Here is a 17,105-nt window from a genome sequence, read left to right as displayed (position 1 = left end):
GCAAAAGTCACCCTCCTGCTTGATGCTGGGTTAGACTTCTGTAAATTCAGCCCCGATGACCACCATGTGATGGTCCCTGATGACAATATCTGGTTCGTACAAGCCAGATTTACGAGTTTCCAGTTAAACGCTATTTTTTTCGAAACATGAATCAATGAACTCTGAGGTCGTCTAATGAAGAATTATCTCTTTGTAATAATGCTCGGATATGCATGTGTTTTCTCGGACATTGTTCATTCCAATGACCACTCCGATCAGGAGTACTATAGCTATATTTGGGGTTCATATAACGCTGATGGTTTTGTGGCAAATATAATTGCATTGTACGGAACTGGACTTGTAGTTATTGCGATAACCCCAGTCATATGCGTAAGTGCTCTTGCGGGATGTTGTTTTTGCTCTGGTTCACTTCATGTCAGAGCGTTGAAAGGCGCTGCAATACCGGGAGCCCTCGCAGCATTGGTATATTCAGCCTTGGGGGCTGACGCGTGGTATAACTGGCGTATGGGTAATGTAGTCGGGGGGTCTGGGCCGTGAAATTCTATGGCAAGAAGGACGGTGGATTATGGTAAGAAAAAGCCACTATTTGCCATGATAAATACACCCTGGTTCCCATGCTTTCAGGCCCTGTGGGTCCCAGCGTGGGAACGAGTTGCTACTGTGCAAATCACTCAACTAAAGATGAAAGACAAAAACCCGATTGCTACTGATTGATCACTTTCACAGATCAAAGCCCCGTTTTCTTGTTGGTTACGATTAGATAATCTTGTGAACTTTCACACTAAGACCGAGTCCAAGCTGCAGAATCAATTTTGAATATCCTTGCCTGCCGGGGATAAATAATAGCAGCGGAAAAACAAACTATGGATTGCATAAATAGCAATGCTCGCACTGGTGGTCCACTTTCATCAACAACAGATGAATCTCGACCAGGAACGCCAACTGGCACCTCTGCGAGTAGAGACGTCATTGAATGTGACAAGAATGAGTTTTCATTATTGCTCGATTTGCCCGAGAATATACAATCCAAAATTTTCACTTATTTGCAGGTTCGTGATATTGCCCTGTTAACACGGGCAAATTCAAACATTAACAACAGGCTCAAAAATGATGATGCCATGGCAAGGGCATGGTATCGCCAGTTTGCTTCATCACACCAGGCTCTGCTGGAGACAATTGTCGCGACAAAAGATAAACAGGAACTCCAGAAATGGTTGCTGCGTTTTACAAAGGATGGGGCTTTAGTCAAGTCAATCATGGATCGCCAAACGAGTGTTTATTTTCCTGCTCTGTTCTTTTTCACTCTCAACAAACTGATGTCTGAATGTAAAACATTTAAATTAGAGACAAAAGCCAGCCTTCCCTGTCATGGCAGGACAAACTCCGCTACCTTCAGTGCCGATGGCCGTCATCTGCTGAGCGTCAGGAATGATAAAAAAACGGTGGATATTTATGGCCACAAGAACGATGGATCATGGGAAACAAAAGGCACTATCTCCCATTATATGAGTGTCGTATCGATCACCTTCAGTGCCAATAGCCACTATGCAGTCACCACTGGAATGGATGGCAAGGCGAAAATTTATGGCAAGAAGGACGAACGATCATGGGAAGAAAAAGCCACTGTTTCCCATGATCAGTGGGTCATATCAGCCAACTTCAGCACTGATAGCCAGCATGTGGTGACCTGCAGTAACGACGGCAGGGCGAAAATCTACGGCAGAAAGGACGAACGATCATGGGTAGAGAAGGCCACTATTTGCCATGATAAATTCGTCAACTCAGCCACCTTCAGCGTCGATGGTCGCTGTGTAGTGACCACCAGTGGAGATCACAGGGCGAAAATCTATGGCCAGAGGGACGATGGGTCATGGGTAGAAAAAGCCACTATTTTCCATGACAACCGAGTCTGCTCAGCCACCTTCAGCCCCGATGGTCGTTATCTGGTGACCACCAGTTTTGATGGCAAAGTGAAAATTTGCGATCAGGAGGACGATGGGTCATGGCTGGAAAAAACCATTATTTCCTATGACGACTTTGTTGACTCAGCCCCCTTCAGCTCCACCTTCAGCTCCGATAGTCGCCATCTGGTGACCATCGCAGGTAGCAAGGCAAGTATTTATAGCCTGGAGGCCGATGGATCATGGGAAGAAAAAGTCACTATTTCCCATGATAAGTGGATCAACTCAGCCACCTTCAGCTCCGATAGCCGCCATATGGTAATCGCCAGTGATGATGGCAGAGCAATAATCTATGGCCAGAACCAAGAAGGATCATGGGAAGAAAAAGTCACCATTTCCCATAACCTGAGTGTCTGCTCAGCGACATTCAGCGCCAATGGCCGCCATGTGGTGACCGCCAGTTTAGATCGCAAAGCGAAAATCTATGGCCAGAAGGACGATGGATCATGGGAAGAAAAAGCCATCATTTCCCATGACGGTTTTGTCGACTCAGCCATATTCAGCCCCGATAGCCGCCATGTGATCACCCTCGGTCAGGATAACACGGTGAAAATCTATGGTCGGAAGATCGATGGATGCTGGGGAGAAAAAGCGACCATATCCCACCTTAGGAAAGTTAATTCAGCAACCTTTAGCATCGATGGCCACCATGTGATCACCGCCAGTGCCGATGGAACCGCGAGAATTTATGGTCGGCAGAGTGATGGTTCCTGGGAACAAAAAGCCATCATTTCCCATCATAGTGCGATCGTGTCAGCCAGCTTCAGCACCGGTGGCCATGTGTTGACCATTCATGGCGATAACACGCTGAAAATCACTGAACTGCAGATGAATAAATGACTGATTGCTGTCAACCCTTTGGTGAGAAGTTGTCGTATAATGCCAACAACTCGTTCCCACGCGAAGCGAGGCTGCCGCAAAACTCTGGTTCCTATGCTTTCAGGCCCTGTGGGTCCCTGCGTGGGAACTGAAGTCGTCATTCCCGCGAAGGCGGGAATCCAGCGCCAACGGTGGATCTCTGCCTTCTCGGGGATGACAAGGCCAGGGGGACACCGGGCAGTATGGTTCTGGTGGAGAGTCAGTGTGGATTCCCGCCTTCGCGGGAATGACGAGAATGAAGCCGGCAATGACGAGAATGAAGCCGGCAATGACGAGAATGAAGCCGACAATGACGGGAGTCAACGCGTTCCCACGCCGGAGAGAGTTTTGCGACACCCTCAGAGCGTGGGAACGAGTTGTTAAAGACAGAACCCCCCTTTCTAATTGTTGATCATTTTCCCGAATCGAAGTCTTGTTTTCTTGTTAGTCAGGCTTACATCAATGTCTTGAACTCTCATACTAAATCCGACTCTAAGTAGCACAATCGATTTTAAATACCCCCACAAACCAAATTTAAATAATAACCGTGGAGAAACGAGCCATGAATTTCATAAAAAGCCTTTCCTGTTTTTGTGGTTCACTTTCATCAACAGCGAACCCATCCCGATCAGAAAGAGCAAGTGGTACCGCTAAGGATAGGAAGATCATCGTACGAAACAAGAAAAAGCCTTCACCATTGCTCAGTTTGCCCGAGGAAATGCAATCCGAAATTTTTACTTATTTGAAGGCCCACGATATTGCCAAATTGGCACAGGTAAATTCATACATTAACGACACTCTCAAAAATGATACTGCAATAGCAAGGGCGTGGTTTCGCCGGTTTCCTTCATCGCACCAGGCGCTATTAAAGACAATCGTCACTGAAAAAAATAAAAATCAACTCGAGGGTTGGTTGACGCGCTTTACCAAGGATAAGGCATTAATCAAGTCAGTCATGGATCGCCAACCGAGTATTTATTTTCCTGCTCTGTTCTTGTGCACTCTCACTAAACTGATGTCTCAATGTAAAAAATTTAACCTGGAAACCAAAGCCACCTTCTCTGGTAGCGGTGCCGCCTTCAGCCCCGATGACCACCATATGATGATCGCCATTGACAATGAAACGTTGAAAATCTATCGCCAGGAGGACAATGGATCATGGACAGAAAAAGCCACTGTTTCCCATAATGACGGGGTCAAATCCGCCACCTTCAGCCCCGATGGTCGCTATGCAATAACCGCCAGTAAAGATGGCGCGACGAAAATTTATGGCCAGCAGGCTGATGGGTCATGGGTAGAAAAAGCCACTATTTCCCATGACGACTGTGTCAACTCAGCCACCTTCAGCGCCGATGGCCATGTGCTGACCATCCATGGCAACAATACTGTGCAAATCACTCAACTAAAGATGAAAGACACACACCCATTTTCTACTGATTGATCATTTCCCCGGATCAAAGCCCCGTTTTCCAGGTTGGTTACGATTAGATCAATCTTTTGAACTTTCACAATAAAACCGACTCTAAGCTGCACAATCAATTTTGAATATCCTTGCCTGCCGGGGATAAATAATAGCAGCGGAAAAACAAACTATGGATTGCATAAATAGCGATGCCCTTACTGGTGGTCCACTTTCATCAACAACAGATGAATCTCGACCAGGAACGCCAAGTGGTATCTCTGCGGGCAGAGACGTCATTGAATGTGACAAGAATGAGTTTTCATTATTGCTCCATTTGCCCCCGGGAATAGAATCCAGAATTTTTACCTATTTGCGGGCTCATGATATTACCCAGTTAACACGGGTAAATGTACACATTAACAACGGGCTCAAAAATGATGCTGCAATAGCAAGGGCATGGTATCGCCAGTTTGCCTCATCGCACCAGGCTCTGCTAAAGACAATCGTTACTACAAAAGATAAAGATGAACTCCAGAAATGGTTAAAGCGTTTCACAGAGGATGAGGCATTAATCAAGTCAATCATGGATCGCCAGGCAAGTATTCACTTTCCTGCTTTGTTCTTTTCCACGCTCACCAAACTGATGTCTGAATGTAAAACATTTAAATTAGAGACAAAAGCCAGCCTCCCCTGTAATGGTGGGACCGATTCCTCTACCCTCAGTGCCGATGGCTGCTACCTGGTGAACACCATGTATAAAACGGTGGAAATCTATGGCCGGGAGAGCGATGGATCCTGGGAAGCAAAAGGTACTATTAGCCACTGTGGCCAAGTCATGTCAGTCACCTTCAGTACCGATAGTCGTTATGTGCTGACTGCCACCGATGAGGGCGAGGCGAAAATCTATGGCAGGAAGGACGAACGATCATGGGAAGAAAAAGCCACTATTTCCCATGATGATTGGGTCACATCAGCTACCTTCAGTACCGATGGCCGCTGTGTGGTGACCGCCAGCGCAGATGGCAGGGCGAAAATTTATGGTCAGAGGGATGATGAGACATGGGCAGAAAAAGCCATCATTCGCCACGATTATTTAGTCACTACGGCCACCTTCAGCGCTGATGGTCGCTATGTGGTGACCGCCAGCATGGACAACAAAGCGAAAATCTATGGCATCAAGAATGATGGTTCGTGGGAAGAAAAGGCCATTATTACCCACGAAGACTCTGTTGAATCAGCCATCTTCAGTGCCGATGGTCGCTATGTGGTGACGACCAGTGAAGATCACAAGGTAAAAATCTATGGTCTGGAGGCCGATGGATCATGGGAAGAAAAAGCTATCATTACCCACAATGGAGAGGTCAACTCAGCCACATTCAGCTCCGATAGCCGCTATTTGGTGACCGCCGGAGATGATGGCAGGGCAGTAATCTATGGCCTGAATAAAGACGGATCATGGACAGAAAAAACCACCATTTCTCATGATGGTTGGGTCTACTCAGCCCTCTTCAGCCCCGATAGCCGCCAGGTGGTGACCTGCAGTGAAGATTCCACGGCGAAAATCTATGACTTGAAGGACGATGGATCATGGGAAGAAAAAGCCATCCTTCCCCATGAGGATAAGGTCTACTCAGCCACATTCAGCCCCGATAGCCGCTATGTGGTCACCCACGATGAAGATTACACGGCGAAAATCTATGGCCAGAAGCTCAATGGATCCTGGGAAGAAAAAACCACCATTTCCCATGATGGGAGTATTATGTCAACAACTTTTAGCGTCGATGGCCGCCACGTGATCACCGCCAGTGGAGATGGCACGGCGAGAATTTATGGCCAGACAAGCGATGGGGCATGGCAAGAAAAAGCCATCATTTCCCATAATGCCGGGATCCTGTCAGCCACCTTCAGCGCCGATAATCTGGTGTTGACCATCCATCCCGATGGAATGATGAAAATCACTGAACTGCAGATGAATAATCAACAGCTGTCACTCATTATCCCAGATCCACATTATTCTTCTGCAACTCCTGCCCAGCAGGATAGACCCCTGCTTCAAGTTGGATGTTGCCTCTTTTGATTCATGACGCTCAATAACTGAGAGCATTTAGCAAGAGGCTGTTATGGCTCACTATTCCAAAGAAATGAAAGAGCCCGTTATCCAGAAACGGGAAGATCAGCGTCAATAGGCAGACCGGACAATGCCTGCCAGCCAACTAACCGAAATTGAACAAATATCGTGAACTTTCACACTGAAACCCACTCTAAGCTGCAGAATCAATTTTAAATATCCTTGCCAACCAGGGATAAATAACAACCATGGAAAACGAACTATGGATTGCTCAAATAGCAGCTCCTGCAATATTACCCCACGCTCAACACCACCACGTCAGTCACCATCTGATACACCAAGTGGTACCACTATGGGCAAGAACGTCATTGTACGTCACAAGAATGAGTTTTCATTATTGCTCGATTTGCCCGAGAATATACAATCCAAAATTTTCACTTATTTGCAGGTTCGTGATATTACCCAGTTAACACGGGCTAATTCAAACATTAACAACAGGCTCAAAAATGATGATGCCATGGCAAGGGCATGGTATCGCCAGTTTGCTTCATCACACCAGGCTCTGCTGGAGACAATTGTCGCGACAAAAGATAAACAGGAACTCCAGAAATGGTTGCTGCGTTTTACAAAGGATGGGGCTTTAGTCAAGTCAATCATGGATCGCCAAACGAGTGTTTATTTTCCTGCTCTGTTCTTTTTCACTCTCAACAAACTGATGTCTGAATGTAAAACATTTAAATTAGAGACAAAAGCCAGCCTTCCCTGTCATGGCAAGACAAACTCCGCTACCTTCAGTGCCGATGGCCGTCATCTGCTGAGCGTCAGGAATGATAAAAAAACGGTGGATATTTATGGCCACAAGAACGATGGATCATGGGAAACAAAAGGCACTATCTCCCATTATATGAGTGTCGTATCGATCACCTTCAGTGCCAATAGCCACTATGCAGTCACCACTGGAATGGATGGCAAGGCGAAAATTTATGGCAAGAAGGACGAACGATCATGGGAAGAAAAAGCCACTGTTTCCCATGATCAGTGGGTCATATCAGCCAACTTCAGCACTGATAGCCAGCATGTGGTGACCTGCAGTAACGACGGCAGGGCGAAAATCTACGGCAGAAAGGACGAACGATCATGGGTAGAGAAGGCCACTATTTGCCATGATAAATTCGTCAACTCAGCCACCTTCAGCGTCGATGGTCGCTGTGTAGTGACCACCAGTGGAGATCACAGGGCGAAAATCTATGGCCAGAGGGACGATGGGTCATGGGTAGAAAAAGCCACTATTTTCCATGACAACCGAGTCTGCTCAGCCACCTTCAGCCCCGATGGTCGTTATCTGGTGACCACCAGTTTTGATGGCAAAGTGAAAATTTGCGATCAGGAGGACGATGGGTCATGGCTGGAAAAAACCATTATTTCCTATGACGACTTTGTTGACTCAGCCCCCTTCAGCTCCACCTTCAGCTCCGATAGTCGCCATCTGGTGACCATCGCAGGTAGCAAGGCAAGTATTTATAGCCTGGAGGCCGATGGATCATGGGAAGAAAAAGTCACTATTTCCCATGATAAGTGGATCAACTCAGCCACCTTCAGCTCCGATAGCCGCCATATGGTAATCGCCAGTGATGATGGCAGAGCAATAATCTATGGCCAGAACCAAGAAGGATCATGGGAAGAAAAAGTCACCATTTCCCATAACCTGAGTGTCTGCTCAGCGACATTCAGCGCCAATGGCCGCCATGTGGTGACCGCCAGTTTAGATCGCAAAGCGAAAATCTATGGCCAGAAGGACGATGGATCATGGGAAGAAAAAGCCATCATTTCCCATGACGGTTTTGTCGACTCAGCCATATTCAGCCCCGATAGCCGCCATGTGATCACCCTCGGTCAGGATAACACGGTGAAAATCTATGGTCGGAAGATCGATGGATGCTGGGGAGAAAAAGCGACCATATCCCACCTTAGGAAAGTTAATTCAGCAACCTTTAGCATCGATGGCCACCATGTGATCACCGCCAGTGCCGATGGAACCGCGAGAATTTATGGTCGGCAGAGTGATGGTTCCTGGGAACAAAAAGCCATCATTTCCCATCATAGTGCGATCGTGTCAGCCAGCTTCAGCACCGGTGGCCATGTGTTGACCATTCATGGCGATAACACGCTGAAAATCACTGAACTGCAGATGAATAAATGACTGATTGCTGTCAACCCTTTGGTGAGAAGTTGTCGTATAATGCCAACAACTCGTTCCCACGCGAAGCGAGGCTGCCGCAAAACTCTGGTTCCTATGCTTTCAGGCCCTGTGGGTCCCTGCGTGGGAACTGAAGTCGTCATTCCCGCGAAGGCGGGAATCCAGCGCCAACGGTGGATCTCTGCCTTCTCGGGGATGACAAGGCCAGGGGGACACCGGGCAGTATGGTTCTGGTGGAGAGTCAGTGTGGATTCCCGCCTTCGCGGGAATGACGAGAATGAAGCCGGGAATGACGAGAATGAAGCCGGGAATGACGAGAATGAAGCCGGCAATGACGGGAGTCAACGCGTTCCCACGCCGGAGAGAGTTTTGCGACACCCTCAGAGCGTGGGAACGAGTTGTTAAAGGCAGAACCCCCCTTTCTAATTGTTGATCATTTTCCCGAATCGAAGTCTTGTTTTCTTGTTAGTCAGGCTTACATCAATGCCTTGAACTTTCATACTAAATCCGACTCTAAGTAGCACAATCGATTTTAAATACCCCCACAAACCAAATTTAAATAATAACCATGGAGAAACGAGCCATGAATTTCATAAAAAGCCTTTCCTGTTTTTGTGGTTCACTTTCATCAACAGCGAACCCATCCCGATCAGAAAGAGCAAGTGGTACCGCTAAGGGTAGGAAGATCATCGTACGTAACAAGAAAAAGCCTTCACCATTGCTCAGTTTGCCCGAGGAAATGCAATCCGAAATTTTTACTTATTTGAAGGCCCACGATATTGCCAAATTGGCACAAGTAAATTCATACATTAACGACACTCTCAAAAATGATACTGCAATAGCAAGGGCGTGGTTTCGCCGGTTTCCTTCATCACACCAGACGCTATTAAAGACAATCGTCACTGAAAAAAATAAAAATCAACTCGAGGGTTGGTTGACGTGCTTTACCAAGGATAAGGCATTAATCAAGTCAGTCATGGATCGCCAACCGAGTATTTATTTTCCTGCTCTGTTCTTGTGCACTCTCACTAAACTGATGTCTCAATGTAAAAAATTTAACCTGGAAACCAAAGCCACCTTCTCTGGTAGCGATGCCGCCTTCAGCCCCGATGACCACCATATGATGATCGCCATTGACAATGAAACGTTGAAAATCTATCGCCAGGAGGACAATGGATCATGGACAGAAAAAGCCACTGTTTCCCATGATGACGGGGTCAAATCCGCCACCTTCAGCCCCGATGGTCGCTATGCAATAACCGCCAGTAAAGATGGCGCGGCGAAAATTTATGGCCAGCAGGCCGATGGATCATGGGTAGAAAAAGCCACTATTTCCCATGACGACTGTGTCAACTCAGCCACCTTCAGCGCCGATGGCCGCTGTGTCGTGACTGCCAGTAAAGATGGCAAGGCGAAAATTTACAGCAAACAGGACGATGGTTCATGGGTAGAAAAAGCCACTATTTCACATGACGGCTGTGTCGACTCAGCCACCTTCAGCGCCGATAACCGCCATGTGGTGACCGCCAGCGTAGATGGCAAGGCAAAAATCTATGGCAAGCAGGACGATGGGTCATGGGTAGAAAAAGCCATCATTTCCCATGATAATCGTCTCAAGTCAGCCGACTTCAGCACCGATGGCCACTATGTGCTGACAGTCAGCACTGATCAGGAGCTGAAAATCCATCGCCTGAAGGCCGATGGATCATGGGAACAAATAACGATTATTCATATGAATAATGTCAATTCAGCCCTATTCAGCGACGATAACCGCCACTTGGTGATCTCCAGTGACGATGGTACGGCGACAATCTACGGCAAGAAGGACAATGGATCATGGAGAGTAAGAACCATCATTTCCCATGGTGATAGTGTCAGCTCAGCCACTTTCAGCCCCGATAGCCGCCATCTTGTAACCTGCAGTCGCGATGGCGAAGCGAAAATCTATAGCCAGAAGGCCATCAATGGATCATGGAAAAGAGAAGCCATCATTGCCAATATCGATAAGGCCTTCCCAGTTATATTCAGCCCCGATAGCCGCCATCTAATCATCTGCAGTAGAAATAATGACAGGATGAGAATCTATGGCCAGAAGGTCAATGGATCCTGGGAAGAAAAAGCCATCATTTCCCATAATCAGTATGTTAATTCATTCGGCTTTAGTGACGATGGCCGCCATGTGCTTACCTCCGGTTCTTATGGCAAGGCGAAAATTTATGGCCAGTTAAGCGACGGATCATGGAAAGAAAAAGCCACCATTTCTGATCAAAGTGGGATCGTATCAGCCACCATCAACGCCGATGGCCATGTGCTGACCATCCATGGCAACAATACTGTGCAAATCACTCAACTAAAGATGAAAGACACACACCCATTTTCTACTGATTGATCATTTCCCCGGATCAAAGCCCCGTTTTCCAGGTTGGTTACGATTAGATCAATCTTTTGAACTTTCACGATAAAACCGACTCTAAGCTGCACAATCAATTTTGAATATCCTTGCCTGCCGGGGATAAATAATAGCAGCGGAAAAACAAACTATGGATTGCATAAATAGCGATGCCCTTACTGGTGGTCCACTTTCATCAACAACAGATGAATCTCGACCAGGAACGCCAAGTGGTATCTCTGCGGGCAGAGACGTCATTGAATGTGACAAGAATGAGTTTTCATTATTGCTCCATTTGCCCCCGGGAATAGAATCCAGAATTTTTACCTATTTGCGGGCTCATGATATTACCCAGTTAACACGGGTAAATTTACACATTAACAACAGGCTCAAAAATGATGCTGCAATAGCAAGGGCGTGGTATCGCCAGTTTGCTTCATCGCACCAGGCTCTGCTAAAGACAATCGTTACTACAAAAGATAAAGATGAACTCCAGAAATGGTTAAAGCGTTTCACAGAAGATGAGGCATTAATCAAGTCAATCATGGATCGCCAGGCAAGTATTCACTTTCCTGCTTTGTTCTTTTCCACGCTCACCAAACTGATGTCTGAATGTAAAACATTTAAATTAGAGACAAAAGCCAGCCTCCCCTGTAATGGTGGGATCGATTCCTCTACCTTCAGTGCCGATGGCTGCTACCTGGCGAACAACAGGAATTATAAAACGGTGGAAATCTATGGCCGGGAGAGCAATGGATCCTGGGAGGCAAAAGGCACCATCTGCCACTATGATCGTGTCACATCGGTCACCTTCAGTGTTGACGACCGCTTTGTGGTGACCGCCAGCTTCGATGGCAAGGCGAAAATCTACGGCAGGAAGGATGAACAATCATGGGAAGAAAAAGCCACTATTTCCCATGATGAGTGCGTCACATCAGCCACCTTCAGCGCTGATAGTCGCAATGTAGTGACCGCCGGCGTGGACAACAAAGTGAAAATCTATGGCATCAAGAATGATGGTTCGTGGGAAGAAAAGGCCATTATTACCCACGAAGACTCTGTTGAATCAGCCAGCTTCAGTGCCGATGGTCTCTATGTGGTGACGACCAGTGACGATCGCAAGGTAAAAATCTACGGCCTGGAGGCCGATGGATCGTGGGAAGAAAAAGCTGTCATTACCCACAACAAAGAAGTCAACTCAGCCACATTCAGCTCCGATAGCCGCTATTTGGTGACCGCTGGTGATGATGGCAGGGCAGTAATCTATGGCCTGAATAAAGACGGATCATGGACAGAAAAAACCACCATTTCTCATGATGGTTGGGTCTACTCAGCCCTGTTCAGCCCCGATAACCGCCAGGTGGTGACCTGCAGTGAAGATTTCACGGCGAAAATCTATGACTTGAAGGACGATGGATCATGGGAAGAAAAAGCCATCCTTCCCCATGAGAATACAGTCTACTCAGCCACATTCAGCCCCGATAGCCGCTATGTGGTCGCCCACGATGAAGATTACACGGTGAAAATCTATGGCCAGAAGCTCAATGGATCCTGGGAAGAAAAAACCACCATTTCCCATGATGGGAATATTATGTCAACAACTTTTAGCATCGATGGCCGCCACTTGATCACCGCCAGTGCAGATGGCACGGCGAGAATTTATGGACAGACAAGCGATGGGTCATGGCAAGAAAAAGCCATCATTTCCCATAATGCCGGGATCCTGTCAGCCGCCTTCAGCGCCGATAATCTGGTGTTGACCATCCATCCCGATGGAATGGTGAAAATCACTGAACTAAAGATGAATGAATGAGTCTTTGCTGTCACTCATTAACCGAGATCTGCATTATTCTTCTGCAACACCTGCCCGACAGGATAGCCCCCTGCTTCAAGATAGATGTTGCCTCCTTTGATTCATGACTCTCAATAACTGAGAGCATTTAGTAAGAGGCTGTTATGGCTCACTATTCCAAAGAAATGAAAGAGTCCATTATCCAGAAACGGGAAGATCAGCGTCAATAGGCAGACCGGACAATGCCTGCCAGCCAACTAACCGAAATTGAACAAATATCGTGAACTTTCACACTGAAACCCACTCTAAGCTGCAGAATCAATTTTAAATATCCTTGCCAACCAGGGATAAATAACAACCATGGAAAACGAACTATGGATTGCTCAAATAGCAGCTCCTGCAATATTACCCCACGCTCAACAACACCACGTCAGTCACCATCTGATACACCAAGTGGTACCACTATGGGCAAGAACGTCATTGTACGTCACAAGAATGAGTTTTCATTATTGCTCGATTTACCCGAGAATCTACAATCCAAAATTTTCACTTATTTGCAGGTTCGTGATATTGCCCTGTTAACACGGGCAAATTCAAACATTAACAACAGGCTCAAAAATGATGATGCCATGGCAAGGGCATGGTATCGCCAGTTTGCTTCATCACACCAGGCTCTGCTGGAGACAATTGTCGCGACAAAAGATAAAGAGGAATTCCAGAAATGGTTGCTGCGTTTTACAAAGGATGAGGCATTAGTCAAGTCAATCACGGATCGCCAACCAAGTGTTTATTTTCCTGCTCTGTTCTTTTTCACTCTCAACAAACTGATGTTTCAATGTAAAACATTTAAATTAGAGACAAAAGCCAGCCTCCCCTGTGATGGCAGGTCCGACTCCGCTGCCTTCAGTGCCGATGGCCGCCACCTGCTGAGCTTCAGGAATGATAAAACGATGGATATATATGGCCACAAGAGCGATGGATCATGGGAAGCAAAAGGCACTATCTCCCATTATGAGCGTATCAGATTGGTCACCTTCAGTGACGATAGCCGCTTCGCAGTGACCGCTGGAGTGGATGGCAAGGCGAAAATTTATGGCATTAAGGACGAACAATCATGGGAAGAAAAAGCCACTGTTTCCCATGATCAGTGGGTCAAATCAGCCACCTTCAGCACCGATAGCCTCCATGTGGCGACCTGTAGTAAAGACGGCAAGGCGAAAATCTATGGCAAGAAAGACGATGGATCATGGGAAGAAAAAGCCATTATTTCCCATGATAAATGGGTCAGCTCAGTCACCTTCAGCGTCGATGGTCGCTATCTAGCGACCACCAGTGGAGATTACAGGGCGAAAATCTATGGCCAGAGGGACGATGGGTCATGGGCAGAAAAAGCCATCATTCCCCACGATTTTATAGTCGATTCGGCCACCTTCAGCGCCAATGGTTACTATCTGGTGACCACCACCCTGAAAGGCAAAGCGATAATTTGCGGCAAGAATAACGATGGATCGTGGGTAGAAAAAGCCATTATTTCCCACGACAAGTTTGTGTACTCAGTCACCTTCAGCACCGATAGCCGCTGTCTGGTGACGACCGGTTACGATAGCAAGGTGAAAATCCATGGTCTGGAGGCTGATGGATCATGGGAAGAAAAAGCCATCATTTCCCATGATAAAGAGGTCAAATCAGTTACCTTCAGCTCTGATAGCCGCCATTTGGTGACCGCCAGTAATGATGGCAGAGCGATAATCTATGGCCAGAACGAAGAAAGATCATGGGAAGAAAAAGTCACCATTTTCCATCACCTGGGTGTATGCTCAGCCACATTCAGCGCCGATAACCGCTATGTGGTGACCGCCAGTTTAGATCGCAAAGCGAAAATCTATGGCCAGAAGGACGATGGATCATGGGAAGAAAAAGCCATCATTTCCCATGATGATCGGGTCTACTCAGCCACATTCAGCCCCGATAGCCGCCATGTGATCACCCTCAGTAAAGATAACACGGTGAAAATCTATGGTCGGAAGATCAATGGGTGCTGGGGAGAAAAAGCTATCATATCCCACCTTATGAAAATTAAATCAGCAACCTTTAGCATCGATGGCCACCATGTGATCACCGCCAGTTCCGATGGAACGGCGAAAATTTATGGCCGGCAGAGTGATGGATCCTGGGAAGAAAAAGCCATCATTTCCCATCATAGTGCGATCGTGTCAGCCAGATTTAGCACTGATGGCTACCTATTGACCACTCATGGCGATAAAACAGTGAAAATCACTGAACTGCAGATGAATGACTGATTGTTTGCTGTCAACCCTGTGGTGAGAAGTTGTCGCATAATGCCTACAACTCGTTCCTACGCGAAGCGTGGGTGTCGCAAAACTCTGGCATGAAAGTTCATAACATTGATGTCAGTGAAACTAACAGTTCAACAGGTCTTTGATTCGGGACAATGTTTCGTCCCCTTGCTTCCACCAAAACCATTTGCCGATTAAGCGTTAATTGAAGCCGGAAGAGTTTGAGAAGTATCAGTCATTCATCCATCCTTAGTTCAGTGATTTTCGCCGACTGATCTTCATGGATGGTTAACACATAGCCATCGACGCTGAAGGTGGCTGACACGATCCCTCTAGGATAGGAAATGGTGGCTTTTTTTTTCCATGACCCATCGCTTACCTGACCGTAAACAATAGCAAGATGAAAATCTAACGGCGCCAATAAACTAAAAAATGTATTTCTAAACTGGTGATAAATAGATTCCGACGCATTATCGTTATTGGCAGTGACCAAATGGCTGCCATCGACGCTGAAGGATGCTGATCTAATATAATAACCACTGGAAATGGTGGTTTTTTCTTCCCAGGATCCATTACCCTTGCGGCCATAGATTTTTACCTTCCTGTCTTCACCGTGGGTCATCACATGACGGCTGTCGGCGCTAAAGGTTGCTGATATGATTGGCATACGATGGGAAATGGTAGCTCTCTCTTCCCATGATCCATTATCGTTCAGGCCGTAGATTTTCGCCTTATTATCTGCACTGCGGGTGATCACACAGCGGTTATCGGGGCTGAAGGTGGTTGAGTAGACCCGATCATCATGAGAAATGGTGGCTTTTTCGTTCCATGATCCGTCTTCCTGACCATAGATTATCGCCCTGCCATCTTGACCGGAGGTTACCATATGGCGGCTATCGGCGCTGAATGTGGCAGAGTAGAAACGATCCTCATTGGAAAAGATGGTTTTTTCTTCCCATGTCCCATCGTCCTCCAGGCCACAGATTTTCATCCTGTTACCTTCACAGCAGGTGATTATATGTCGGCTATCGGTGCTGAATTTGGCTGACCAGACTGAATTGTCATGGGAAATGATGGCTTTTACTATCCATGACCCATCGTTCATTTTGCCATAGATTTTCGCTGTGTGATCCAGACTGGTGGTCACCACATAGCGACTATCGTCGCTGAAGGTGGCTGATGTTAAAAAATCGTGGCTAATGATGGCTTTTTCTGCCCATGACTCATCGTCTTCCAGGCCATAGACTTTCGCCTTGCCATCGTGACTGGCGGTCACTAAATAGCGATCGTTGGCGCTGAAGGTGGCTGACATGACAGGTTTATCATGAGAAATGATGGCTTTTTCTTCCCATGATCGTTCGTCCTTCTTGCCATAGATTCTCGCCTTGCAATCTTCACTGGTGGTCACTACATAGTGGCCATCGTTACTGAGCATGAATGATGTGACACGACCATCATGGGTGATAGTACCTTTTGCTTGCCATGAACCATCGGTCTCCCGACCAAAGATTATCACCGTTTTACTATCACTGACGCTCACCAGATAGTGGCCATCGGCACTTAATGTAGCAGAGTTCATCCTGCCGTTATTGAGGAGGGAGGCTTTTGTCTCAAATATAAATGTTTTGCATTCAATCATCAGTTTAGTGAGAGTGAAAGAGAACAGAGCAGGAAAGTCAATACTCCCGTGACGATCCATGACTGACTTGACTAATGCCTTATCCATTGTAAACCGGCTCAACCAATTCCCGAATTGATCCTTATCTTTTTCAGTGACGATTGTTTTTATCAGAGCCTGGCGTGATGAAGCAAACCGGCGATACCATGCCCTTGCCATTGAATTATCATTTTTGAGCGTCTTGTTCATGTATGAATTTGCCCGTATTAAATTGGCAATATCACGGGTCTGCAAATGACTATAAATTTTGGATTGTATTTCAAAGGGCAAATTGAGCAATAATGAAAGCTTATTCTTGTCACGTACAATGACGTCCCTACCCATAGTGGTAGCAATGGGTGTCTCTGATTGAATCTCTGATTGAGAGTGATCGGGGGTTGGTGAGAGTGGCCCACCAAGGCAAGAATGGTTACTTATGCGGTCCATAGTTCGTTTCTTAAAAGTTGTTATTTCCGCTGGTTGC

General features: G+C 46.7%; 10 protein-coding genes. 7 read left to right on the top strand and 3 right to left on the bottom strand.

Annotation, left to right across the window (positions count from 1 at the left end):
• Positions 1-863: 863 nt before the first annotated feature.
• Positions 864-2,801, top strand: coding sequence for a WD40 repeat domain-containing protein (locus tag ACOJUN_RS13815; protein WP_422132522.1), 1,938 nt, complete (start codon positions 864-866; stop codon positions 2,799-2,801).
• 99 nt (positions 2,802-2,900) lie between these two features.
• On the opposite strand, the gene ACOJUN_RS13810 is transcribed toward ACOJUN_RS13815, so the two are convergent.
• Positions 2,901-3,143, bottom strand: a complete 243-nt coding sequence (locus ACOJUN_RS13810) for a hypothetical protein (RefSeq protein ID WP_422132521.1) — start codon at positions 3,141-3,143, stop codon at positions 2,901-2,903.
• A gap of 238 nt (positions 3,144-3,381) precedes the next feature.
• On the opposite strand from ACOJUN_RS13810, the gene ACOJUN_RS13805 reads away from it, so the two are divergent.
• The 3 genes from ACOJUN_RS13805 (at position 3,382) to ACOJUN_RS13795 (ending at position 8,489) form a co-directional block, all read left to right on the top strand.
• Positions 3,382-4,260 (top strand): F-box/WD repeat-containing protein, encoded by an 879-nt coding sequence (locus tag ACOJUN_RS13805; RefSeq protein ID WP_422132520.1) that lies wholly within the window; start codon positions 3,382-3,384, stop codon positions 4,258-4,260.
• A gap of 151 nt (positions 4,261-4,411) precedes the next feature.
• On the top strand, positions 4,412-6,298 hold the full coding sequence (locus ACOJUN_RS13800) for a WD40 repeat domain-containing protein (RefSeq protein WP_422132519.1): 1,887 nt from the start codon (positions 4,412-4,414) through the stop codon (positions 6,296-6,298).
• A gap of 253 nt (positions 6,299-6,551) precedes the next feature.
• Complete coding sequence (locus ACOJUN_RS13795) at positions 6,552-8,489, top strand: WD40 repeat domain-containing protein (RefSeq protein WP_422132518.1); 1,938 nt, start codon at positions 6,552-6,554, stop codon at positions 8,487-8,489.
• Between the two features lie 99 nt (positions 8,490-8,588).
• Here the strand turns inward: ACOJUN_RS13795 and ACOJUN_RS13790 are convergent, their stop codons facing one another.
• Positions 8,589-8,831: a hypothetical protein gene (locus tag ACOJUN_RS13790; protein ID WP_422132517.1), complete on the bottom strand. Its 243-nt coding sequence runs from the start codon at positions 8,829-8,831 to the stop codon at positions 8,589-8,591.
• A gap of 238 nt (positions 8,832-9,069) precedes the next feature.
• On the opposite strand from ACOJUN_RS13790, the gene ACOJUN_RS13785 reads away from it, so the two are divergent.
• The 3 genes from ACOJUN_RS13785 (at position 9,070) to ACOJUN_RS13775 (ending at position 14,967) form a co-directional block, all read left to right on the top strand.
• Positions 9,070-10,875 (top strand): F-box/WD repeat-containing protein, encoded by a 1,806-nt coding sequence (locus ACOJUN_RS13785; RefSeq protein WP_422132516.1) that lies wholly within the window; start codon positions 9,070-9,072, stop codon positions 10,873-10,875.
• Positions 10,876-11,026: 151 nt separating this feature from the next.
• The gene (locus ACOJUN_RS13780) at positions 11,027-12,688 is read left to right on the top strand and encodes a WD40 repeat domain-containing protein (protein WP_422132515.1); all 1,662 of its coding nucleotides are present in this window, start codon (positions 11,027-11,029) and stop codon (positions 12,686-12,688) included.
• Positions 12,689-13,041: 353 nt separating this feature from the next.
• Positions 13,042-14,967: a WD40 repeat domain-containing protein gene (locus ACOJUN_RS13775; protein ID WP_422132514.1), complete on the top strand. Its 1,926-nt coding sequence runs from the start codon at positions 13,042-13,044 to the stop codon at positions 14,965-14,967.
• 232 nt (positions 14,968-15,199) lie between these two features.
• On the opposite strand, the gene ACOJUN_RS13770 is transcribed toward ACOJUN_RS13775, so the two are convergent.
• Positions 15,200-17,068, bottom strand: a complete 1,869-nt coding sequence (locus tag ACOJUN_RS13770; RefSeq protein ID WP_422132513.1) for a WD40 repeat domain-containing protein — start codon at positions 17,066-17,068, stop codon at positions 15,200-15,202.
• Positions 17,069-17,105 lie beyond the last annotated feature (37 nt).

Origin of the sequence: Endozoicomonas sp. ALD040 (genome assembly GCF_049275945.1) — a bacterium.
GTDB lineage: Bacteria > Pseudomonadota > Gammaproteobacteria > Pseudomonadales > Endozoicomonadaceae > Endozoicomonas_A.
The sequence above is the reverse complement of the archived record's forward strand: the minus strand, read 5'-3'. Positions and strand labels throughout refer to the sequence as shown.